Source organism: Salmonella sp. 32082101201600294FB01SM01 (genome assembly GCF_017572865.1).
Classification (GTDB): domain Bacteria; phylum Pseudomonadota; class Gammaproteobacteria; order Enterobacterales; family Enterobacteriaceae; genus Salmonella; species Salmonella enterica.
This window is the reverse complement of sequence record NZ_JAGESB010000002.1, coordinates 448,057-469,697: the sequence shown is the minus strand read 5'-3', so window position 1 is coordinate 469,697 and position 21,641 is coordinate 448,057. Positions and strand designations below refer to the sequence as shown.

Below are 21,641 nucleotides of genomic sequence, written 5' to 3'. Positions count from 1 at the left end.
ACCTTCGGGTGGCCGTCTTCATCTTACCTGAGCATAAAATCATACTGGATGCTCATTTTCACATCCCAGTAATTCAAGCGATCGCCCAGCGCGCTACCGTCGCGTTTTTCGCGCCCTTTGTCAGCGGCAAGAAAAATGTTCATGCCCTCTAGCGACCCCTCTTCAATACGATAATTTATGGCTCCCAGCAGACCCACCCCCTTAATTTGAACAGCGCGCTGGCTGGACTCATAACCGCGCGTGACGACAGGCGCGAATGTCATGGTGAGCTGTGGCGTAACACGGTAATTAACGCCCGCCTGCCAGGACTGCATGCCTTCCCGGTTGCGATCGAGGCTTAAAGAGAAGGGATAACCAATATCGGTATCGACTACTGCGCCGTTCATGGCGTGTTGCAGATAGCCGCCACTGGCAAACAGGCTGCCCCAGGGGGCGCTCCAGGTAAACTGAGCGCTAACCAACCTGGTCTCATTAGGCTGGGTGGATGAACGACTTAGCCCCTCCAGCCGGGCGTAAAAACCGAGCAGCTCGCCTTTCAGGGCATAACCATCGTCTAGTGGTATCCGTTTTTCAAAGATACCCTGTACCTGACGGGAGACATCGTTTTGCTGCGAGCCGCCTATGGAATAGCGGCTGCTCTCGTCGTGCCAGCTGGCGGCGAAAAATGCGCGTGGACGATGATGATCATATTGACCCGTTTTACTGTTGTAGACGCCTTCATTGCGAATACCGGTCGTTGAGTCTGTCCACTGAAAAACGCGGGTACGCCACATTGCCCAGAACTCTACATTTGGCGTCAGCGCCAGGTAGCCCAGCGCGCCTTCGGAAGCGGTCGGTAGCGTGCGTTGTGAGCTGCTGGCGATGAGTGGAATTCGCCAGGGGAGGCTGCCATAACTATAATCGGTGCCAAAACGACCTATTTTTAAGCGGCTATTTTCTGTTGGCTTTATTTTTATTGCGCCAAGCACATAGCCGAAACTCTCGTGTCCGTCTAAGTACCAGCGTGTACTCATATTATCGCGAGCACCGAGTTTATAAACATAATACGCGCTACCCTCGACGCCGATCCGTTGTGAATAATAGCTGCTATTAAAATCAATTAACCCACCCTGAACCCAGGCATAAATATCTCTGCCTGCGCCCGCGCTGGGCTTATCAGCTCTTCGTAACTCATTTTTCAGTCTAAAACGTAAGGCGGACTCATCATCAGAAATTTGTAGGGCCAGGGCAGAAGGACAGGCCGCGACTACTGCTATTGGAATAGCCGCTATCTTCGCGAATTTTTTCATTGTTTAACCTGTTGTATATTATTGTTATCGAAAAGCTATTTATTAAAATCTTTAATAAGTTGTTGCTGTGACTGTTTTCGTTTATCTATCTCCTGAACAATCTCCTTAAATTTATTATCCGTTAATGGGTAAAACCAAATAATAATAAAAGCCAGTAACATAAAGCCGCACGGTATGAGCGATATAGACATCCGGATACCGGTAATGACTTCCGGCGTCTGCGTCTGATTGGCGATATAGCCACTTAACCCAAGAATAAAGGCCGGAATAGAACCGCCGATAGCCTGGCCGCATTTACGGGTAAAAGAAAATAGCGAGTAAGTCAGACCTTCTATGCGCACGCCCGTGAGATATTCGCCGTACTCCACGGTATCCGCCTCCAGCGCCCACATTACCGTCATGGTGATCCCCTGGCCAATAGCGGCAATCGCCAGAGCGGTTAAGGCCACGGGCACTGAATGGTCAGACATATAAAAGAAAAGCAAATACCCAAGGGTGCCCATTAAGGCGCCCGCCAGGAAGGTATTCTTCTTACCTATCTTCGCCACCAGACGGGGAACCAGAGGTGCTGACGCCACAGAACCTACCAGCATTTGTACCAGCACGATAACCGAGAAAAGGGCGGTATCATTCAAAACATAGCGTACATAGAACAGTGACGATGCGCTGACGGCGAAGGTCGAGATCAGAATGCATAGCGCGCCGGTACAAAGCATCATTAGCGGGCGGTTCTGTTTAAGCGTTTGCAGACTGATTTTTAACGACGGCTGCGCGACGATACGCACCACGTTTTCGCGGGTAGATTTAAAACAGATGAAATACAGCGCCATACCGGCAATGGCCAGGATAATGGTCCAGAAGAGGTAGACCGACGCCATTTCTGTCGGGCTGGAATGAGTAATACGCGGCCCGATCAGGAAGGCCAGACAGACAAACGTTAGCGAGGCCGCAATACTGCGCGCCGCGCCGAGACGGGCGCGCGAACGCGGTTCCTGAGTCATTGCCGTCGCCAGCGATCCATAGGGAATATTGACCATGCTATAGCAGAACCCAAGTCCCATATAGGTGAGATATGCGTAAATAACTTTGTTGCTATGACTCCACTCTGCCGGGACGCAGAATACCAGTACGCTAAACAGCATTAACGGCGCCGATCCGAACAGCAGGAACGGGCGAAATTTCCCCCAGCGGGTATTTACACTATCTACTATGCGTCCCGCCACCACATCGGCGAAGGCGTCAAATATTCGTACCAGTAAGAGCATCGTACCGGCAGCGGCGGCACCGACGCCTGCGACGTCGGTGTAATAACTTAGCAGGAACAGCGCCCCCATGGCGAAGGCGAAATTATTGGCAACATCACCCAGGCTGTAGCCTACGATAACGCGCCAGGAAAGCGGCTGGTTCATGATTTCTCTCCCTGCTGTGGCTTTTCGCCGAAGGTCATACCGGTCCAGCGTTTTTGCAGTATAAAGGCCGCCGATTTTGGTCTTCTGTCGCGGGTAAAAATCCCTTTTCGATTACCGCCGACGCGCATAATGCCCTGTGAAGTCGCGAAATCGGCAAAGTTCCAGACCTGCTCGCCGACAACGGCGCTAACGCGATCGAATACTCGGTGATACATCTCCAGCCAGGCGCACTGGTACTCTTCGCTCCACATGTCGCTGTACATCGAATGCAGCCCTGCCAGCGTATCGACACCATATTCCGTCATGATGATGGGGCGGTGGAGTTTCTCCTGCCAGGCCAGTAACTCTTTCTCCAGCACTTTTTCTGCTTTCGCAAGATCGCCGCTTTGTACATACCAACCGTAATAGCGGTTCAGGCACACCACATCGAAGAGGTCGGTGATGGTGTCGGTTTCCACATCGCAAAACATGACGTTCACGCAGGTTATAGGGCGGGTCGGGTCCAGTTCGCGCGTGGCCTGCGCCAGTGGCGCAAAATAGTCTCTGGCGCCTTCTGGACGGGTATCCGGCTCATTCGCGATACTCCACATCACCACGCTGGGATGGTTTTTATCGCGGGCGATCAATTCCTGAATAGCCTTGAGATGCGCCCGCTGTGTTTCATCATTGACGCCTTCCTCGCTGTATAGCGCCTTCGGTTTTTCGCAGGAATCAAAGCCGATACCTAAAGAGAGATTGAAACCAACAGCTGCTGTTTCATCAATGACGACAATGCCATGCTCGTCCGCCCAGTCGAGCATCTCTTCGGCGTAAGGATAGTGCGACGTGCGATAAGAGTTGGCGCCAATCCACGACATTAGCGCGTGATCGTGTACCATCAGCACGTTATCAAATCCTTTCCCTCGTAGATCGGCATCTTCATGGCGACCGAAGCCGGTAAAATAAAAAGGTTTATGATTTATCAGAAACTGTTCGCCTTTTACCGCTACGCTACGGATTCCTACCCGAAGCGGATAGTCATCACGTTCGTCCTGATGCTGTGCGATAACCCGCAGCTCGTACAGATATCCTTCGCCCGGTTGCCATAATCGTGGCGCTGCTATCTGTAATTCGCCCTTTGCCCCTTCGCCGTAGGCGACAATATGCTGCCCGGCATCCCGCAGTTCTACGCGTACTTCACCGTTGGCCTCCACCCGCCAGCTCAGTGTGGCCCGGGAGAGATCGTTCGCGACCTCCGTCGTCACCGTAATATCCTGAACAAACGTTTTTGGTGTGGTGTAGAGCATGACGCTACGGTGGATACCGGCGTAATTAAAGAAATCATGGAAGTATGATTGCTGCCTTTTCCCCGTTTCATCACGGGTCACCACCCCCGGAGGGATAGTCTGCCAGCTCAGCTCGTTATTGACGCATACTGTGATACGTATGCTCTCTCCGGCTGCCGCCAGGTGGCTGATATCCGCTTCGAAAGGTGTATAGCCTCCCTGGTGTTCCATCACGGCGTGGTCATTTACCCATACCTTTCCATAATGCGTGACGGCATCAAAACGTAGAACGATGCGTTGATGCTCCCAGCCTTTGGGGATGCGGACGTTGAGCTGATACCAGACATTGCCGACATAGTTGCGGATCTCTGCATCGGCAAACTGATCGTTATAACTACCCGGTACGGCGATAGCGCGGCTTTGGGGGAGCGGTTGTCGCCACCATTGTTGCGCGATACCGCAATCGTCTGCATCCGTGCAAAACGACCACAGTCCATCAAGTTTTTTGATTTCGCGGCTCTGGGTTTCTACGGGACGTAACATTGTTCACTCCTTAATCCTGATGAATTTTCATTGGTCAACCAGCAATAAAACAAGTTAACCAGTTGTCTGAGGCAATAGTTATCACGCAGCGATCGAGAGGGAAAATGCAGAAAGGAAGGATCTTAAGGCGGATCAAAAAAAACAGGATTGCAACCTGATTTTTGTTTCTTTTGTCACATAAAACCATTTTCATCCGTTGACATATGGCAAAAAATGTTCAATCGAACGTTCGTTCTACTGTTTTTTATACAGGAAGTGAGGGGGAGGGGGCGGGAGGGATATCATGAGGATCAAAGAAAATAGGATGAAGAGTAGGCGCCTGAAGTGCGCCCGGGTACACTGCCACCACGCAGAGTGAAAAATGGGTCAACGTAATGGAGAATAAACTTACCGAATCACTACCGACGCGGATGCGAATTTTACGCGCCGCCAGGCAGTGTTTTGCTGAAAACGGTTTTCACAGTACATCAATGAAAACGATCTGTAAGGCCAGCGACATGAGCCCCGGCACACTCTATCATCACTTCCCCTCTAAAGAGGCCCTGATTGAAGCCATTATTTTAGAAGATCAGGAAAGAGCACTAACCCATTTTCGTGAGCCGCTGGAGGGCGTTGGGCTGGTGGATTATCTGGTGGAGTCAACTATTGCCGTCACGCGTGAAGACTGCGCGCAGCGGGCGTTGGTCGTAGAGATTATGGCTGAAGGGATGCGTAATCCTCAGGTCGCGGAAATGCTAACCAATAAATACCACACTATTATCGCCTCGCTGGTTGCACGTTTTAACGATGCGCAGGCGAAGGGGGAAATTGGCGCCGATGTGGATAAAGAAATGGCGGCAAGGCTATTATTAGCTACCACGTATGGTGTTTTATCGGATAGCAGCTCTGCTGAGAATGCCCGGCACGTCAGTTTTGCGACGACGTTAAGAACTATGTTAACCGGGCTACTAAAATGCAACTCTGCAAGCTAGTGTCGGTAAAAATACGCGTTCGTTTTATACGAGCGCGTTATCATTTAGTTTGCCTGATTATTTTTAGATGATGAAAATAATATTGTGGTAAGGGTTATTGTTTTTCGCCTGGATTTTTATCGACTCTCTGTCTCGCTGCGATCATCGATAAAGTCCCCTTTATGTAAATAAAGCTTCAATGCTTCTACTCTTTTCTCCATATATTTTGCGTAGCTTCACAAAAAATAACCTGATGTCGTAATGCCCACTCCCTAATATTCTCCATGCGCTATACGTTAATTTAAGTTTAAATTTCATGCCGGGGATATCACGATGTCACGTAATTTTACTGTTTCAGCCTGTCAGTATATTGTTACTGAAATAAACACTTTTGAAGATTTCATAACAAAGGTAAGGATACTTCTTAATAAAAGTCAGGGAGCTGATGTCGTTATCTTCCCGGAGCTATTTACCATTGAGCTATTTACACTATTGAAAAAATGGCAAGAAAGACCCATTTCACACCTTACTTTAATTGATCAGTTCACGGATGCCTATAAGCAGCTTTTTCAACAGGAAGCGAAAGAAAGAGGACAGTTCATTATTGCTGGCTCTCATCTGGAGCAGACCGGAGCAGATCGCTATGAGAATGTTGCGCATATATGGGGACCCGATGGCGAACATTATGCTCACAGTAAGACGCATATCTTTCCGGCTGAACGGGGTTGGTATACTCAGGAAGGCGATAAAATGGCTGTTTTTCAACTGCCATTTGCAAAGGTGGGTTTTAATATTTGTTATGAAGCAGAAATACCGGAGTGTGCCGCGACGCTGGTGGAACAGGGTGTGGAGTTAATTTTAACGCCTTCCGCTACGTTTACTGAACAGGGATTTTGGCGAGTCAGGCATTGTTGCCACGCACGTTGTATTGAAAATCAAATTTATCTTGTTCACTGTTGCCTGGGCGGAAACCCGGGTGGACCACTGCCAGGCTGCTGGGCCCGAAGTTCAATTTTAAGCCCCTGTGATGTCGTGTGGAAAAATCCACAAGGTATTATCGCAGAGGCGCACGTCAATCAAGAGGATGTCATTTCAGGAGAAATTAACCTCGATGTTCTATATGAAAATAGACTTGGGGGGGCAGCAACAACGTTCAAGGACAGACGCAGAAAAGCAGGCATATATAATATCTGGCCATCACACATTAAATAACAGAATGTGTCCCTTCTATGTATTAGCTGGAGGTCGTTATGGGATATTTAAAATTACCTGAGGGTAAAAGGATTGCGGTCAATCTTGGTGTCGATGTAGATGCTCAGTCTTTATGGCTGGGCGGATTTAATCGACCGTCGCCATCCTTTATGTCACGAGGAGAGTTTGGTGCACAAGTTGGCGTACCAAGGCTTCTGAAATTGTTCAAAGAAAATAATATCAAAACCACCTTTTTTATTCCCGGACACACTGTAGACACCTTCCCGGAAATCAGTAAAGCGATTTTTGATGCCGGGCATGAAATCGCTCACCATGGCTACTATCATGAAAATCCGACGCTGGTGAATCGTGATACAGAGCGCCGACTTATGGATCTGGCGTTCGCCTGTTATAAAAGACATTTCGGCATACGTCCTGTGGGATACCGTTCTCCCTATTGGGATTATAGCGAGAATACGCTGGATCTTCTGGAGGAAGCCGGTTTTCTCTATGACAGTAGCCTGATGGCGAGAGATCTTGTGCCTTACCATCCTCAACGTTGGCAGGTGAATTGGGAGACGGGAAATATCGCAGGCCCGGCCAGCGCGATTCTGGAAATTCCTGTTAGCTGGTATCTGGATGATTTTCCCGCACTGGCGTATACCGGCAACCAGGAGGGGATGAGCGATACTGACGGTGTTCTGCGACGCTGGAAGGATATTTTTACCTATGCTTATAACCATCAGGAAAACGGTTTATATGCGATGGCCCTTCATCCGCAGATAATCGGTCATGGGCATCATATGATGATGTTGTCACGCTTGATTGAACATATTAAAGGGCATGATGGCGTATGGTTTGCAACCTGTGAAGAGATAGCCAGTGTCTGGGTGGATGACGAAGAGGATCGACAAAAAATGCTCCGTCCTGATGTTCGTGGCGTAGCGCCGGTTCCGGATGATTATGGCTGGCCAGGCAAATGATATCACCTCATGACAATGTTAATATCAGTCGGGTAACGGATTACCCGGGCAGAAGTTACCTGTTTGCCCGCTCGTTAATGCATATTGTCCATCAGAAAGGGAGACTATCCCGGGACGTATAAAATCTTTTTTATTTCGGTCAAAACGTTAATCAACGAGAATAGTTTGTTTTTTGATTTAAATCATTTTTTAGTGTTCACAGGAAAATAAGCAAATAACATTTATAATGTGAGTATTAAGAAAAATAAAATTTCCATAGTGATTAATTTTTATTTAACGCTTTGATTTTTAGTGTTTTTGTATGTGTTAATTGATGTAAATCAATTTGGGGTTTTTTATTAAATAAGTAAAAATTAAGTTGATATTTGCTTTTTGATGTGTTTTTTATATATAGCTGATTATTATTCTGAAATGTCAATTTTTGAATAATGACGCTGTGATACCGGCACCAGGGATACTTTGCGATAAAAGGGATTGAATATGGCAGAGAGCGTTCAGTATAACCTCAATTGTATTTGGCCACAGCGGGCCAAAACCCTCTATTGCATTGCAACCAGCGGAATAACGTTTATCAGACGTGGGTAAACGTTGGTAAAATCCCTGCAAACCTGGCGCTTTTCACGCTGTGTTTTTTGGTAGTTGCGCTTTTAATAAGAGTCACAAGCGTTGGCTGCTGGTATTCGTCTGGCTGCTGAACTGCCACCTGATCAACAAGGAGATAAATCATGGATGCGATTTTTTTAAAGCTCGACAATATCAAAGGCGAAAGCCAGGTTGAAGGCTTTGAAGATCAGATAGAGATCATGTCTTATAGCCACAATGTGGCAATGCAGGTAAATAACGATGTTAGCCTCACTGAGCGGACTTCCGGGCGTGCGCATGTTGGTGAAATGTCGCTCACCAAATTTGTCGACCTCGCCACGCCTGTGCTCAATGAGTACTGCTGTAGCGGGAGGCTAATTAGAACCGCGGTGCTGACGTTGTGCCGCAATGACGACGGCAAAATGCGGTCGCTTATCGTTTATACCCTGACAAACGTGCTGATATCACAACTCAGTGTTAGCGGCGGCGCCGGCGGTAAGCCGGTGGAAACGATGTCGCTGAACTTCACGAAAATCGAATGGCAAATCACTGCCGAGAAATCAGACGGCGCTCAACAGGAGTCCAGAACGTCAGTATGGGATCTGGCGATGGACCAGATAGGGAAATGATGATGACGCCAACCATTCCGGTCGCGCTATTCGACAGGCTCTTGGTTGAGGGGATAAGCCCACATGAATTGGTACGCCGCAAGTTAATGTGTTTATTCAACTCTTGCGCTGTGGCAGGTGGCGAGACATTACCGCCGCTGCTCACTCGGGGTATGCCGGAATGGCACGAGGTGAATGTGGGTGACAAACGGGTTCTCAACTGGTTTTGCCGTGAGCTTCGCGCTGCTATTTTACGTTATGAACCGAGCATCAACATGCTGAAAGTCAGTGTAAAAGATGCCCATCATCAGACGCTGGCGTTGTCTTTGGAAGCGATGTTACAGGATGAGTCTGAACCGTTAAGACTGGAGATAGCCTACTCTAACGGTAGATGGCGCTAGTAATGCAGAAAAGAACGCCGGGCCGGGCGTTTTACATTACCCCAAAAGCAATAAAACGCAGCGAGCGAACCTGATAATCAGGCAGGCAGTCCACCTTTCGGTATGGTTGATCTGCCTGCATCATTTTCAGGATGGTTAATAACGGACCATGACAGATTTAAGTTCGGTATAGTCATCAATAAACGCGCTACCAAATTCACGACCAATGCCCGATCCTTTCATCCCTCCAAAGGGTACCGCAGGATCGAGGAAGGTATGCATATTGACCCACACCATGCCAGCATCAATATCTTCAGCGTAGCGTAATGCCTTAGACATATTTTCCGACCACACACTTGCTGCAAGGCCAAATGGCGAAGCGTTGATATGCGAAAGCGCCTCTTTTTCATTCTGATAACCGATAAAGCTACAGACAGGGCCAAAGGTCTCCTCGTGCATCAGCGTACTGTTTTTACTACGCACTTTTACCGCCGTCGGCTGTAAAAAGTACCCTTCGCCGGGTAAAGTTTCACCGCCGTAAACAATGGTATCCCCTTCTTCCCGTGCGAGTTGAATCAGACGCAGCACTTTTTCAAGCTGAACCTGATTCGCCAGCGGGCCCATCACCGTTTTTTCATCTAAAGGCGAGCCGGGCACGATCTCCGATAACCGTTGCCTGAGGAGCGTCATGACCGTATCCAGTTTTTCCTGGGGCAGATAAAAACGCTCTGCGGCAGCACAAATCTGTCCTTGATTCAGATAACCGGCTTCAAGAATACCGTTGACCATGGCTTGTGCCGAGAGATCATTGAGAAACAGCGCCGCATTTTTCCCTCCCAGTTCGAGGGTAACGCGTTTTCCTGACGATGTTGCCGAACGCCGGACTTTCTCACCTGTCGCGACTGACCCGGTGAAACTCACTTTGGCGCAATCTGGATGCGCGATCAGCTGTTGCGCTATCTCACCGCCAGCACCGTTTACCACGTTAATTACGCCATCAGGGAAACCTGCCTCTTTAGCCAGTTCAGCGACTCGCAGCAGTGTCAGCGGGGTATATTCACTTGGTTTAATGACGATGGTGCAGCCACATACCAGCGCTGCGGCCAGCTTCCAGATAGCAATCATAATTGAGAAATTCCACGGCACAATACCGACGACCACGCCAATGGGTTGGCGTTGGGTAAACGCTGTGTATCTCTCTTCTCCCATTGATGGCAGGGAGACATTCAGCGTTTCACCGGTTATTTTTCCTGCCCAACCGGCAAAGTAACGCAGGAAAGCCACTGACTGATCGAGTTCAAGACCGCGCGACAGCAGAATCGTTTTACCTGAACAGACGCTTTCCAGCTGAGCTAACTCTTCACGATGAGCGGCAAGAGTATCAGCCAGTTTCAGCAGTAATGCGCCGCGTTGTAACGTTGGCATTTTACGCCAGACATCAAACGCCCGTCTGGCGCTCTGCATGGCCTCTTCTGCCTGCGCAGGGGTTGCCGACACAACGTCGGCGATGATTTTGCCGGTGGCTGGGTTAGTGACCGAAAAGTTCGTGCCGTTTCCGGCCTGACGTTCACCTGCAATAAATTGTCCGTGTCGTTGGCGTAAAAAAGTCGTTACTTCGGCAAGTAATGTCACATCGCTCATCAGAAGTGCCTGTAGGTCAGGAATGTACGTTTTTCCATCCCAACATACTTTTTCGGAGCTGAATATCGTTCCAAAGAACGTCATTCTTCCGGACGATATTTTGTAAAACGTTACCGTGCTGTGATAGCGGTCTTAGTCAAGCGTGATGACAAGGTAACGCGATGAATACAAAAATCGATGCGTTGAATTACTACGGCGCGACGAAAAAATACCCGTTGCATTTTCCTGCTCTGCAAGAGGATATTGATGCCGATGTGGTGATCATTGGCGGTGGCTTTTCAGGCATCAATACCGCGCTGGAACTGGCGGAGCAGGGGATCACTAATGTTGTCGTTCTGGAAGCCCGTCATCTTGGGTATGGCGGCACCGGACGAAACGGCGGTCAGGTGATGGCCGGTATAGGTCACGACATCGAAGCCGTTAAAAAATATGTAGGCGCAGCGGGAATGGAGACGCTGTTTAAAATCTCGAACCTCGGCGCAGGTATTATTCGGGAGCGAATTCGTAAATACCATATTGATGCTGATTTTGTCCCCGGATATGGTTATCTGGCCTACAACCAGCGGCAGTTAAAAACGCTGCAACAATGGGAAAAAGAATTCAAAGCCGCTACGCCGGAAGACGATATTGAACTCTATACCGGTAAAGACGTGCAGCAGGTTATCGGTTCCGACGTCTACTGCGGTGTTCTCAAGCATATGGGGGGAGGGCATGTCCACTCGCTGAATTTATTGCTGGGCTCCGCTCAGGCTGCGAATTCGCTGGGGGTGAAGCTATTCGAATATTCACCTGTGGTTGAGGTCAGTTACGGTAAAACTGTGCGGGTACGTACTGCGATGGGCAGCGTAAAAGCAGCCAAATTGCTGTGGGCCTGTGATAGTTTTCTCAATAATCTGGAACCAGAAATTTATAAGAAAACGCTGGTTACTTATTCTTATCAGGTCTCTACAGAACCTCTCTCCAGCGAGCTTGTTGAGCGGATCAGTCCCTTGCGCGGGGCTTTTAGCGATATCCGCCCGGTGATAAATTACTACCGTCTCACAAAAGAAAACCGTCTGCTGTTTGGCAGCGCCACAAGGTTTCTTGAATATACCCCGCACGATTTTGCTGCCTGGAACCGCACTCTGATGACGGAGGTCTTCCCTTATTTAAAAGACGTTAAAATCGATTTTGCCTGGGGCGGACCGATGGCCTGTAGCGCGAATCTGTTTCCGCAGATTGGCACGCTTCGTGAACACAATAATGTTTTTTATGTTCAGGGTTATTCCGGATTTGGTGTCACGCCTTCCCATATTGTATGCAAAATCCTGGCCGAAGGAATAAATGGCGGTTCCGAGCGGTATCGTCTGATGAGTAGCATTCCCCACGCGACAATTTATGGTCGCGACAGTCTACGTCTATTACTGGTCAGTGCGGGAAAACTGATACATCAAACAGCCGGTTTCTGGAAAGGCCGGAATTAACCAGGAGAACATTAATGTACGCTTTTAAACTCAATCAACCTGTTCCTGAATTACAGCCAGTCGGGAGTGTCAGCCTATTGGGGGCGTTGCCAACAGAAGGCGATCCTCAGGTTGCCGTTGCGATGATTTACGGTAAACCTGAGGATGTATTTACCTGTGGACTGTTTTCATCGACCCGCGGCGGTTTCACGATGATTTATCCCTTTACCGAGCACGCAACCGTGCTGGAAGGGGAAGTGGAACTCACTGTTGCGGGTCAGGAACCGATACGTTTTTCACCAGGCGATAGTTGGTTTGTTGAACAGGGAACCGAAGTGGCATGGAAAGTTTTAACGCCCCGTTTTGTAAAACATTATCTGGCAAACGTTGAAAGCCACAAACAGGGTTGAATCCTTTAATTGTTCGTCAGTAGCGTTGGCATCACTGGGGAGAATAACGCGCTCCCCACTTGCTATTAGCGCATGCGGGGACGGCGTCACAACGTTATTTACCGTTATCCCTCTTCAGGACGATACCTGTTAGATGCGCTGCCTGCCATAAATAAGCGTTATTCCGGAGCGGTAATTTATTGTTGTAATAATAGTGAAGAGGTTGACCATGTTTAAAAACAGACTTGCCAGCCATCTTGAACGTGGCGTTATTGGTTTCCCCACGACGCTTGCCAGCTCCGTCGGGCTGATTATGGCAAGCCCGGTGATCCTGACCGTGACCAGTGGTTTTGGCTCAGGGGGAGATACCTTTGCCCTTGCGGTATTACTGGCATTTATTATGATGCAAGCGCAGATTACCACCTTTGCCGAAGCGGCAACGCTTATTCCCACAACTGGCTCCGTCTACGACTATATTTCCTGCGGAATGGGGCGTTTTTTCGCTATCACCGGTGCGCTTTGCGCTTACCTGATCGTACACATTTTTGCCGGCACGGCAGAAACGATTCTCGCTGGCGTCATGGCGCTGGTGAACTTTGAGTCTGTTAGCGAACACGTGGCCATGCAGCACAATACCTGGATGGTTGGCGTCGGCATGGTAGTGGTTTTCGGGTTACTGAATGCCATTGGTGTTGAAGTATTTGGCAAGGTGGAAGTATTTCTTACTTTCGGTATGTGGACTACCCTGACCATCTTCGGTTTATGCGGGATCCTGTTATCCCCGGTCACTCATCATTCTGGGTGGTTTGGCGCACCGCTTGATGTCAGTAATCTTTCTGGTCTGTTTGGTTATATTGGCATGGCGATGTTTATGTTCGTCGGTTGTGAACTGGTAACGCCAATGGCGCCGGAAATTAAAAAAGCGCATCGTACGATTCCCAGAGCGATGGCGCTTGGCCTTTTAGCGGTGGCAGGTTGTATGTTCCTCTATGGCGCTGCGATTAACCGGCAGGTAAATAATGTGGTTGTCGATGCGGCAAACCATATCTTTTTACTGGATACGCCGATGGCTATTCCGGCCTTCGCCAATCGTGTCATGGGACATGTCGGGCAATACTGGCTGGGCGTGGGGTTGTTGTTAGCGGGATGTGCGACGATTAATACGCTGATGGCGGCAGTACCGCGTATTATATACGGCATGGCGCTGGACGGCGCTTTGCCGCGGTTTCTGACCTGGTTGCACCCCCGCTTTAAAACACCGGTCATCGCCATCGCTTTCGGTGTTGCGATCCCCTGTTTACATGCCTGGTATCTGAACGGTGATATCGACCACATTGTTCCGCTGATCCTCGCTGCGGTCTGCGCCTGGGGGGTAGCTTATCTGCTGGTAACGTTATCGGTCGTTATCTTACGTATTCGGCGCCCCGATTTGCCACGCGCTTACCGGGCCCCCTGGTTCCCCTTACCTCAGATTATTTCGAGCGTGGGTATTATTATCGCCATTATTAATATCGCACCTCCAGGAATGAACAGTCGGGATGTACTTATACCATTCGGTATTATGCTTGGATTGACTGCCGCCTATGCCTTATTCTGGACATTATGTGTGCAACGGGTTAATCCTTTCCTCCCACTTCCGGTAGAAGAGGTCGTGGAACGGGCGATGGGCAATTATGAAAAGCGAAACAATGAAGAGATGACGCCAGATGTCCTCCGTCCCCTGGTTTAAGAGCACATTAATGAACATGGTGTTACGTGATTTGAGCGGCTGGCGTTGTGAAAAATTGACCGAACATAGCGCCGTGCTGCATCTGAATGCATTTACCCAGGTTATCTGCCATGTTCAGCAAAAACGATTATTCATGGCCAGTATTCACAGTTGTGAATTCAGGGTGAAAGGCACAATCAATTATCCTTTGCAGGGCAAAATTCGCGTTCATCAGCCCGGATGGCTGAAACGTTATCCCGTCATTTTTACTGGCAGCAAAAGTACCGCCGGGCTGATTAACTATCTTAATCGTTTCCCCAATTTACAACAGGCACTGAGTGAACTGGATTATCGTCGGTTTACGCTGGTTTTACATCATAAGGAATGGTATTGCAGCATTGAGCTATGGGCTGCTAGCGAAGTGGTTTGTAAAATGCCGCCGCTGCGCCGTTATCTGCGGCTTGAGCGGCACCAGCGTGTTCTTCTGCTTAGTGTGATAAATATGATCAATCAGGCCATGAATCAATGGCTGCAACAGGATACCGACGCCAGATAATATGACATTTTATTGAGGCATCAGCTCAGAGAATGGTATTAATTCAGGCATATATGACACATGGGGAAAAGACCCGCACTTGACGCGGGGTAAAAAGAACGCTTTCACATATTCAGTGAATGTTGTACCGAGGACATTCTGGTTCGGGAAACCAGTTCCGTGCGATTTATCACTTCTGTTTTAGCAAAAATATTGCGTAAATGCGTTTTCACTGTTGAGAGAGATATATTCAACTGACGGGCAATCAATTTGTTACTGGCCCCTTCGCAGACCATTCCCACAATTTCACGCTCTTTTGCGGTCAATATTGACGCCAGATTGTTGTCTTCCTGAAGAGAATCATGAATTGCCAGTCCCAGTAATGGTTGTACTGCCTGGGCTCGCAAACGCTCTTCGCTGGAAAAAGGTATATCGCGCATTAATGAAATGCCCGCGATAATACGATGGCCCCGACGAATAAAGATCTCAATCATGTCGCACACATGATTAGGTAGCATAAATTCATGATAATAATGGCGATGACGGGCACAGATACCGGGCGTCATCGTCGCTACGGTAACAACCTGTTGGCCGAACCGGGAAGGCGATAGCGGGTCTAATGGTTGAAAATGCTCCAGATATTGTTGGTGTGTGCTATTAGAAATGTTATGTAAAACATAGGCCTCTGGCTTTAAATAAGCATTAACACGATAAAAAACCGCCGACGATAGAGGAATGAGTTGCGCAATGCTCTGTAAGCAATGGAGAGTGATCCCGTCATTATGGCCAGTAGTTGATAAGGCTGACATGTTATCTCCTTCCATCCGGATGAGCGTGCCGGGACGCAGTAAAATAGTGGTATGTTGAAACATACAATTTACATTCGGTTAACACAATCATTCACATGTTAATAATGTGACGCGTGTTACGGTATTTTTTATAACTATTTGAAATAAAATAGTTTTAATTTAAATCCTGTTTGGTTTTCTAAAAAATAATTAAAAATTATTAATATAATTTTTTTCTGTCGCGGTTGACTCATCTCCTGAAAATGCCGTGGGTTCTCGTCCTTCAGGACGATATTCTTTTGAGATGCCTGTTCTATGATTTTCTGTAATAGCGCAGGTTAACAGAGACTTAATTTCTGGTTCAGACAGGATTTGCTAAATAATGTTTCAATAGCGTCATGCGCTATGCAGAAAACCGGTGTATCAATAGATACAGCCCGCTTTCGGCATTCTGCCCGCAGCACCAGACGGACGCTATTGCGAAATGTGAGTAATGTCTCCGCATCAGAAATGATAATTACAGGACAGAATAATGTTGAATCTCAACACATTACGGCAACAACAAATCCCCGTAATGACTGAATATTGCGCGCAGATACCCTTTCATATTCTGGCAAAACCCATAGGCCCTGCGTGTAATCTGGCCTGCCGCTATTGTTATTACCCACAGGGCGAAACGCCCGTAGAAAAAATGAATGAATCAACGCTGGAGGTTTTTATTTGTCGCTATATTGCGGCGCAACCTGCCAGTGCGCGTGAAATTAATTTTGTCTGGCAAGGCGGTGAACCGCTTTTAGCCGGAATCGGTTTTTATAAAAAGGTAATAGCGCTTCAACAACGATATGCGCCTGACGGCGAGACGATCAGTAATAGTCTGCAAACGAACGCGACGTTGTTAAACGATGCTTGGTGTCGTCTGTTTCGCGACAATAATTTTACTATTGGCATCAGTCTTGAGGGCAGTGAAGACTTGCAAAATTACCATCGTCCGGGCAAACGCGGCGAGTCCAGTTATCCGGCGGTGTTGCGGGGAATCACATTGTTACAACACTATCGAGTCGATTTTAACGTACTGATTGTCGTGCATGATGACATGGCTCACCATGCGGCAGCCATCTACGATCATGTTGTTAGCCTTGGCGCTCGTTATCTGCAATTTCAGCCACTGATGAACGAAGGCAACGCCCTACAGCAACGTTACCAATTGAGTGCGGATAACTGGGGACGTTTCATGATTGATATCTGGCGTCAATGGCGCAAACGCGGCGATATGGGGCGGGTCTTTGTGATCAACATTGAACAGGCATGGGCACAATATTTTACGCATATCAGCGCCACCTGTGTCCATTCCGCCCGCTGCGGCACGAATCTGGTCATGGAGCCGGACGGCAAACTCTATGCCTGCGATCATCTGATTAATAGCCAGCATTACCTGGGACAGCTTTCTAATAATATGTTAGCGCCAGCCGTAGATACCGCAACCCGGCTTCCCTTTGGTATTAAGAAAAGCCAGCGCCGGGAGTGTCAACGGTGTTCTGTGAAAATAGTCTGCCAGGGAGGCTGCCCCGCACATATCAACAGTGCCGGCTACAACCGACTTTGTAGCGGCTATTACTCTTTTTTCACGGAGATTCTGGCTCCGCTACGCGCCTGGCCCCGGAATCTGAATGGACTGAAAGCCTGGCGTGCTGACGTTATGGGTAGATTTTCGGGCTGATGGTCCCTCTTGCCGCATTTGCTCGCCGTTCTTGTACAACATCCGTAGTCTGAAATGGGGAATAAGCCGTGAAAAAACAAGTAACACTTGCCACACTCAGCATTATCTTCTCCGGTACGGCGCACAGTACGCAAAACGAACGTCCTGATATTATTGTGATTATCGCTGATGATATGGGATATTCTGATATCACTCCCTTCGGTGGGGAAATCCCAACGCCTAATTTGCAGGCGATGGCTGAGAACGGCGTGCGGATGAGTCAATATTACACGTCTCCCATGTCTGCTCCCGCCCGTGCGATGCTATTAACCGGGAACACCAGTCAGCAAGCGGGTATAGGCGGTATGTGGTGGTATGAAAATACCATAGGTAAGGAAGGCTATGAATTGCGCCTGACTGATCGGGTGACGACCATGGCTGAACGCTTTAAAGATGCTGGTTACAATACGCTGATGGCGGGTAAATGGCATCTTGGTTTTACGCCAGGCTCGACGCCAAAAGATCGGGGCTTTCGTCATTCTTTCGCCTTGATGGGGGGAGGCGCCAGTCACTTTGATGATGCCGTGCCGCTGGGAACCGTGGAGATATTTCATACCTATTATACCCGTGACAATCAGCGCATTTCACTGCCCTCCAGTTTTTACTCCAGCGAAGCCTATGCCAGCCAGATTAATCGCTGGATCAGCGAGACGCCACGGGAACAACCTATCTTCGCGTGGTTGGCCTTTACTGCGCCACATGATCCTCTGCAGGCGCCGGATGAATGGATTAGTCGTTTTAAAAATCAGTATGAACAGGGCTATGCAGACGTCTATCGTCAGCGTATTGCTCGTTTGAAGAAACTGGGTTTCCTGCGTGATGACATACCTCTGCCAGGACTGGAACTTGATAAAGAATGGCAGGCGATGACCCCGGAACAGCAGAAATATACGGCGAAGGTGATGCAGGTTTACGCTGCTATGATCGCCAATATGGATGCACAGATTGGTACCGTTATTGAGACGTTAAAAAAGACCGGGCGCGATAAAAACACGATTCTGGTCTTCTTAAGTGATAATGGGGTGAATCCGGCAGAGGGCTTTCACTATGAATCTGAACCGGATTTTTGGAAGCAATTCGATAATCGTTACGAAAATATTGGTCGTAAAAATTCATTTATCTCTTATGGTCCCCACTGGGCTGATGTCAGCAATGCGCCTTATGGTCGCTATCACAAAACGACCAGCGGTCAGGGGGGAATTAATACCAGTTTTATGATTTCCGGTCCTGGTATCATCCATAATGGCGCCATAGATAACGCCACAATGGCGGCGTATGATGTCGCGCCCACGCTCTATGAATTTGCAGGTATTGATGTCAGTAAATCATTATCTGAAAGACCGACACTGCCAATGATCGGCGTGAGTTTTAAACGCTATCTGACCGGTGAAAGTCTGCACGCGCCTCGCACACAATATGGTGTTGAACTCCATAATCAGGCGGCCTGGATAGATGGGGAATGGAAATTGCGTCGTCTTGTCACAGTATTCCCACAGGCGGGTAATGCGCCATGGGAATTATTCAACCTGCAACGTGACCCCCTGGAAACGCATAATCTCGCAGCAGATTATGTGGATAAAGTGAAAATACTGAGCAGTGCATATGAGGCATTTGCAAAACAGACAATGGTGCTTTATGCCAAAGGCAAGCTTATCGATTATGTGGGTATCGACAGTAAAACCGGGCGTTATCTGGCTGTCGATCCACAGACATTGCAGCCAGTTCCTGCTCCGTTAGCGATTCCTTTAGACACAAAATCGGACCAATAATTATTGGTTACGTTTCAAATGATTATTCAACGCTCACGTAACTGCATTCAGCCAGTGACTTTCAGGATGAAGTTTCTCAGCGTTGGCGATGTATCGCCGCGCCGGTATGCCAGAGCCAACTTTGCGACGGGCATCTGGTCTGCAACGGGGCGGTATACTACTCCCTTGACATTAACCTGTCTCATTGAATCTGGAACCATCGACACGCCCATCTCTGCCGACACAAGGTTAATGACTGACGAAATTTGCGGCACGAGTTGACCAATTTTCGGTTCAAAGCCCGCTTTACCGCAGGCCTCGATCACTACGTCATAAAGCGACAGGCCGATTTCACGTGGGAAGAGTAAAAAAAACTCATCTTTGAGAATCGAGAGTGCAATCTGTTTACACGCCGCAGCAGGATGCGTTTCTGCCAGCACAATAACCATTGGCTCTTCAGACAGTAACCTGAGCTGGAACCGTTCATTGCCTGTAAAACCGGGTCTCAGAAAGGCAACATCCAGCGATCCTTCATTCAATTCATCAGCCAGTTGGGTTGTATTTCCTTCCTCAAGCTGCAAACGAACGTCAGGATAAGCCCGCTTGAAAGTACGGATTGCGCCGGGCACCACACTGTTAAATGCCGCAGAGGCAGTAAAACCCACCCTTAACACGCCCGACTCCCCCCTGGCGACACGCTGCGCCGCCAGCACGGCTCTTGTCGCGGTAGCAGGCATCCCTTTAACAACATCATAAAATGCTTTTCCAGCCTCGGTTAATTCCGCGCCATGAGGCACTCTCCGGAATAGCTGCGCTCCCAGCTCTCTTTCCAGATCCTTAATCTGTTGGCTTAGCGGCGGCTGACCTATGCCTAATTTTGTCGCAGCCCGCGTGAAATGCCGCTCTTCAGCGACGGCGAGAAAATAGCGAATATGGCGCAGTTCCATCCTCATCTCCAAAAGCAATTAAGAATGGCACCATCATATATTGGAAGAATGAAACCAGCGAGCGCATAGTGAGGTTAACAGGAGGTGCAATATGCCCGATATTTCTCATACACCGACACGTAGCTGGCTTTTTACCCCAGCAATTCGACCAGAACGTTTCATAAAAGCAGTTGAAAGTGCGGCGGACATTTCTATTATCGATCTTGAAGATTCCGTCACCCCGAATGACAAGGCGCAGGCCCGGAAAATTGCGATGCAGTTCCTTTCATCCCGACCAAACTCATCGCTGAAAATAGCATTAAGAATTAATGGAATGAATACTCATGCTGGCATTGAAGACCTGCATATGTTACTGGAATGCCGTTTTTTTCCTGATTACATTATTCTTCCGAAAACAGAGTCAGCCGCGCACCTGCAAATCGTGGATAGTCTTATCATGATGGCTGGTTCTGATACTCGCCTTATTGGCATTATTGAGTCAGTTGTTGGGCTTAATGCCGTAGAGTCTATTGCGGACGCCACCCCCAGACTCTGCGGGTTGATGTTTGGCGCCGCAGATATGGCGGCTGACATTGGCGCCACACCCGCCTGGGAGCCTCTTGCGCTGGCGCGGGCCAGAATAGTGGCTGCCTGCGCTATGAAAGGGCTTCTTGCAATAGATGCTCCCTTCTTTGATATAGGCGATTTTTCAGGTCTGAAAGAGGAAACGCTGCAGGCGCTCAGTTTTGGTTTTTCTGCAAAATCGGCTATTCACCCCGCTCAGATTAGTGTAATCAACGCCGCATTTACTCCTACAACGGCAGAAATTAATCATGCTCGTGCAGTACTGACAGAGAATGCCAAAGGCGTCGGGATCGTTAGCGGCATGATGATAGATGCAGCCGTTGCCCGTCAGGCCCGGAGATTACTCGCCCGGGCAGGGATCTTTTCCTGATTTTATTAACAGAGGAATTGATTATGAACACGTTATTACCCGCTTATAAAACCATTAGCGAGGGGCGCTACCGAGAAATTTCGGGTCTTTACTGGGAGGATTTTCATCCCGGTGATGTTTTTGAACATCGTCCCGGCCGGACGGTACTGGACGCCGATAATGTGTGGTTTACCCTGCTCACTCTCAATGTGCAGCCGGTCCATTTCGATTCGGCTTACGCCAGCAAAACGGAATGGAAAAAGTTACTGGTTGATTCAACATTCACTCTGGCGCTTTTAACCGGTATGAGCGTGCGTACTGTCAGCGCCAGGGTCGTGGCCAATCTTGGCTGGGATAAGGTACAAGCCGTCCATCCGGTTTTCGCAGGGGATACACTTTATGCTGAAAGCACTGTACTCAGCAAACGCCTGTCAAATAGTCGCCCGGGACAAGGCATCGTTACCGTTCGGACATGTGGCATTAATCAGAATGGTGTAGAGGTCATGCGCTTCGAACGAACAATGTTAGTTTATTGCTGTGGATGTTCGCCTGAAGAAGACGCCGCTTATTGAGA

At 48.6% G+C, this 21,641-nt stretch carries 19 protein-coding genes; 13 read left to right on the top strand and 6 right to left on the bottom strand.

Annotation, left to right across the window (positions count from 1 at the left end; translation table 11 throughout):
* Nucleotides 1-23: 23 nt before the first annotated feature.
* The 3 genes from uidC to uidA are packed head-to-tail and all read right to left on the bottom strand — an operon-like array spanning nt 24 to nt 4,506.
* Entirely contained in the window at nt 24-1,289 is a 1,266-nt protein-coding gene (gene uidC, locus J4645_RS12025) for a glucuronide uptake porin UidC (protein ID WP_000712677.1), read from the bottom strand.
* A 35-nt stretch (nt 1,290-1,324) separates the two neighbouring features.
* A complete protein-coding gene (uidB, locus tag J4645_RS12020) occupies nt 1,325-2,698 on the bottom strand; it encodes a glucuronide transporter (RefSeq protein WP_001075549.1) in 1,374 nt (457 codons plus the stop codon).
* A complete protein-coding gene (gene uidA / locus J4645_RS12015) occupies nt 2,695-4,506 on the bottom strand; it encodes a beta-glucuronidase (RefSeq protein WP_000945953.1) in 1,812 nt (603 codons plus the stop codon). The genes uidB and uidA overlap by 4 nt, the downstream gene beginning before the upstream one ends.
* A 374-nt stretch (nt 4,507-4,880) precedes the next feature.
* Between uidA and J4645_RS12010 the strand changes: the two genes are divergently transcribed.
* The 5 genes from J4645_RS12010 (at nt 4,881) to iraD (ending at nt 9,221) form a co-directional block, all read left to right on the top strand.
* A complete protein-coding gene (locus J4645_RS12010) occupies nt 4,881-5,477 on the top strand; it encodes a TetR/AcrR family transcriptional regulator (protein WP_000428463.1) in 597 nt (198 codons plus the stop codon).
* A gap of 312 nt (nt 5,478-5,789) precedes the next feature.
* Nucleotides 5,790-6,668, top strand: a complete 879-nt coding sequence (locus J4645_RS12005; RefSeq protein ID WP_000089257.1) for a carbon-nitrogen hydrolase family protein — start codon at nt 5,790-5,792, stop codon at nt 6,666-6,668.
* 38 nt (nt 6,669-6,706) lie between these two features.
* Complete coding sequence (locus J4645_RS12000) at nt 6,707-7,630, top strand: polysaccharide deacetylase (protein WP_000540892.1); 924 nt, start codon at nt 6,707-6,709, stop codon at nt 7,628-7,630.
* A 725-nt stretch (nt 7,631-8,355) separates the two neighbouring features.
* On the top strand, nt 8,356-8,841 hold the full coding sequence (locus J4645_RS11995; RefSeq protein ID WP_000338753.1) for an Hcp family type VI secretion system effector: 486 nt from the start codon (nt 8,356-8,358) through the stop codon (nt 8,839-8,841).
* Nucleotides 8,841-9,221, top strand: coding sequence for an anti-adapter protein IraD (gene iraD, locus J4645_RS11990; protein WP_001543513.1), 381 nt, complete (start codon nt 8,841-8,843; stop codon nt 9,219-9,221). Before J4645_RS11995 ends, iraD begins: the two co-directional genes overlap by 1 nt.
* Before the next feature lie 135 nt (nt 9,222-9,356).
* Here the strand turns inward: iraD and J4645_RS11985 are convergent, their stop codons facing one another.
* Nucleotides 9,357-10,841, bottom strand: coding sequence for an NAD-dependent phenylacetaldehyde dehydrogenase (locus J4645_RS11985; RefSeq protein WP_001286383.1), 1,485 nt, complete (start codon nt 10,839-10,841; stop codon nt 9,357-9,359).
* 161 nt (nt 10,842-11,002) lie between these two features.
* Between J4645_RS11985 and J4645_RS11980 the strand changes: the two genes are divergently transcribed.
* The 4 genes from J4645_RS11980 (at nt 11,003) to J4645_RS11965 (ending at nt 14,936) form a co-directional block, all read left to right on the top strand.
* Nucleotides 11,003-12,304, top strand: coding sequence for an FAD-binding oxidoreductase (locus J4645_RS11980; RefSeq protein ID WP_001608015.1), 1,302 nt, complete (start codon nt 11,003-11,005; stop codon nt 12,302-12,304).
* Nucleotides 12,305-12,318: 14 nt separating this feature from the next.
* Nucleotides 12,319-12,693, top strand: a complete 375-nt coding sequence (locus J4645_RS11975) for a cupin domain-containing protein (RefSeq protein ID WP_001608014.1) — start codon at nt 12,319-12,321, stop codon at nt 12,691-12,693.
* Between the two features lie 208 nt (nt 12,694-12,901).
* Complete coding sequence (locus tag J4645_RS11970) at nt 12,902-14,401, top strand: APC family permease (RefSeq protein WP_000475960.1); 1,500 nt, start codon at nt 12,902-12,904, stop codon at nt 14,399-14,401.
* A complete protein-coding gene (locus J4645_RS11965) occupies nt 14,379-14,936 on the top strand; it encodes a DUF3156 family protein (protein ID WP_000100109.1) in 558 nt (185 codons plus the stop codon). Before J4645_RS11970 ends, J4645_RS11965 begins: the two co-directional genes overlap by 23 nt.
* Before the next feature lie 104 nt (nt 14,937-15,040).
* Here J4645_RS11965 and J4645_RS11960 read toward each other — a convergent pair whose 3' ends face one another.
* Nucleotides 15,041-15,724: a LuxR family transcriptional regulator gene (locus tag J4645_RS11960; RefSeq protein WP_001275364.1), complete on the bottom strand. Its 684-nt coding sequence runs from the start codon at nt 15,722-15,724 to the stop codon at nt 15,041-15,043.
* A 511-nt stretch (nt 15,725-16,235) separates the two neighbouring features.
* Between J4645_RS11960 and J4645_RS11955 the strand changes: the two genes are divergently transcribed.
* The gene (locus J4645_RS11955) at nt 16,236-17,420 is read left to right on the top strand and encodes an anaerobic sulfatase maturase (protein ID WP_023214420.1); all 1,185 of its coding nucleotides are present in this window, start codon (nt 16,236-16,238) and stop codon (nt 17,418-17,420) included.
* Nucleotides 17,421-17,488: 68 nt separating this feature from the next.
* Nucleotides 17,489-19,228 carry an arylsulfatase gene (locus tag J4645_RS11950; protein ID WP_000745171.1) on the top strand — a complete coding sequence of 580 codons (1,740 nt, stop codon included), beginning with the start codon at nt 17,489-17,491 and terminating at the stop codon, nt 19,226-19,228.
* A 47-nt stretch (nt 19,229-19,275) separates the two neighbouring features.
* Here the strand turns inward: J4645_RS11950 and ripR are convergent, their stop codons facing one another.
* Nucleotides 19,276-20,154 (bottom strand): itaconate degradation transcriptional regulator RipR, encoded by an 879-nt coding sequence (gene ripR / locus J4645_RS11945; protein WP_023214419.1) that lies wholly within the window; start codon nt 20,152-20,154, stop codon nt 19,276-19,278.
* Between the two features lie 91 nt (nt 20,155-20,245).
* Between ripR and ripC the strand changes: the two genes are divergently transcribed.
* Nucleotides 20,246-21,088 carry an itaconate degradation C-C-lyase RipC gene (ripC, locus tag J4645_RS11940; protein ID WP_001112897.1) on the top strand — a complete coding sequence of 281 codons (843 nt, stop codon included), beginning with the start codon at nt 20,246-20,248 and terminating at the stop codon, nt 21,086-21,088.
* Between the two features lie 23 nt (nt 21,089-21,111).
* Nucleotides 21,112-21,639: a (R)-specific enoyl-CoA hydratase RipB/Ich gene (gene ripB, locus J4645_RS11935; RefSeq protein ID WP_023214418.1), complete on the top strand. Its 528-nt coding sequence runs from the start codon at nt 21,112-21,114 to the stop codon at nt 21,637-21,639.
* Nucleotides 21,640-21,641: the final 2 nt, after the last annotated feature.

Coding starts and splice junctions, on each gene's coding strand:
- J4645_RS11995 (WP_000338753.1), top strand. CDS start 8,356: ATGGATGCGATTTTTTTAAAGCTCGACAATATCAAAGGCGAAAGCCAG.
- J4645_RS12005 (WP_000089257.1), top strand. CDS start 5,790: ATGTCACGTAATTTTACTGTTTCAGCCTGTCAGTATATTGTTACTGAA.
- ripC (WP_001112897.1), top strand. CDS start 20,246: ATGCCCGATATTTCTCATACACCGACACGTAGCTGGCTTTTTACCCCA.
- ripR (WP_023214419.1), bottom strand. CDS start 20,154: ATGGAACTGCGCCATATTCGCTATTTTCTCGCCGTCGCTGAAGAGCGG.
- ripB (WP_023214418.1), top strand. CDS start 21,112: ATGAACACGTTATTACCCGCTTATAAAACCATTAGCGAGGGGCGCTAC.
- J4645_RS12010 (WP_000428463.1), top strand. CDS start 4,881: ATGGAGAATAAACTTACCGAATCACTACCGACGCGGATGCGAATTTTA.
- uidA (WP_000945953.1), bottom strand. CDS start 4,506: ATGTTACGTCCCGTAGAAACCCAGAGCCGCGAAATCAAAAAACTTGAT.
- uidC (WP_000712677.1), bottom strand. CDS start 1,289: ATGAAAAAATTCGCGAAGATAGCGGCTATTCCAATAGCAGTAGTCGCG.
- iraD (WP_001543513.1), top strand. CDS start 8,841: ATGATGACGCCAACCATTCCGGTCGCGCTATTCGACAGGCTCTTGGTT.
- J4645_RS11985 (WP_001286383.1), bottom strand. CDS start 10,841: ATGAGCGATGTGACATTACTTGCCGAAGTAACGACTTTTTTACGCCAA.
- J4645_RS11980 (WP_001608015.1), top strand. CDS start 11,003: ATGAATACAAAAATCGATGCGTTGAATTACTACGGCGCGACGAAAAAA.
- J4645_RS12000 (WP_000540892.1), top strand. CDS start 6,707: ATGGGATATTTAAAATTACCTGAGGGTAAAAGGATTGCGGTCAATCTT.
- J4645_RS11965 (WP_000100109.1), top strand. CDS start 14,379: ATGTCCTCCGTCCCCTGGTTTAAGAGCACATTAATGAACATGGTGTTA.
- uidB (WP_001075549.1), bottom strand. CDS start 2,698: ATGAACCAGCCGCTTTCCTGGCGCGTTATCGTAGGCTACAGCCTGGGT.
- J4645_RS11975 (WP_001608014.1), top strand. CDS start 12,319: ATGTACGCTTTTAAACTCAATCAACCTGTTCCTGAATTACAGCCAGTC.
- J4645_RS11960 (WP_001275364.1), bottom strand. CDS start 15,724: ATGTCAGCCTTATCAACTACTGGCCATAATGACGGGATCACTCTCCAT.
- J4645_RS11955 (WP_023214420.1), top strand. CDS start 16,236: ATGTTGAATCTCAACACATTACGGCAACAACAAATCCCCGTAATGACT.
- J4645_RS11970 (WP_000475960.1), top strand. CDS start 12,902: ATGTTTAAAAACAGACTTGCCAGCCATCTTGAACGTGGCGTTATTGGT.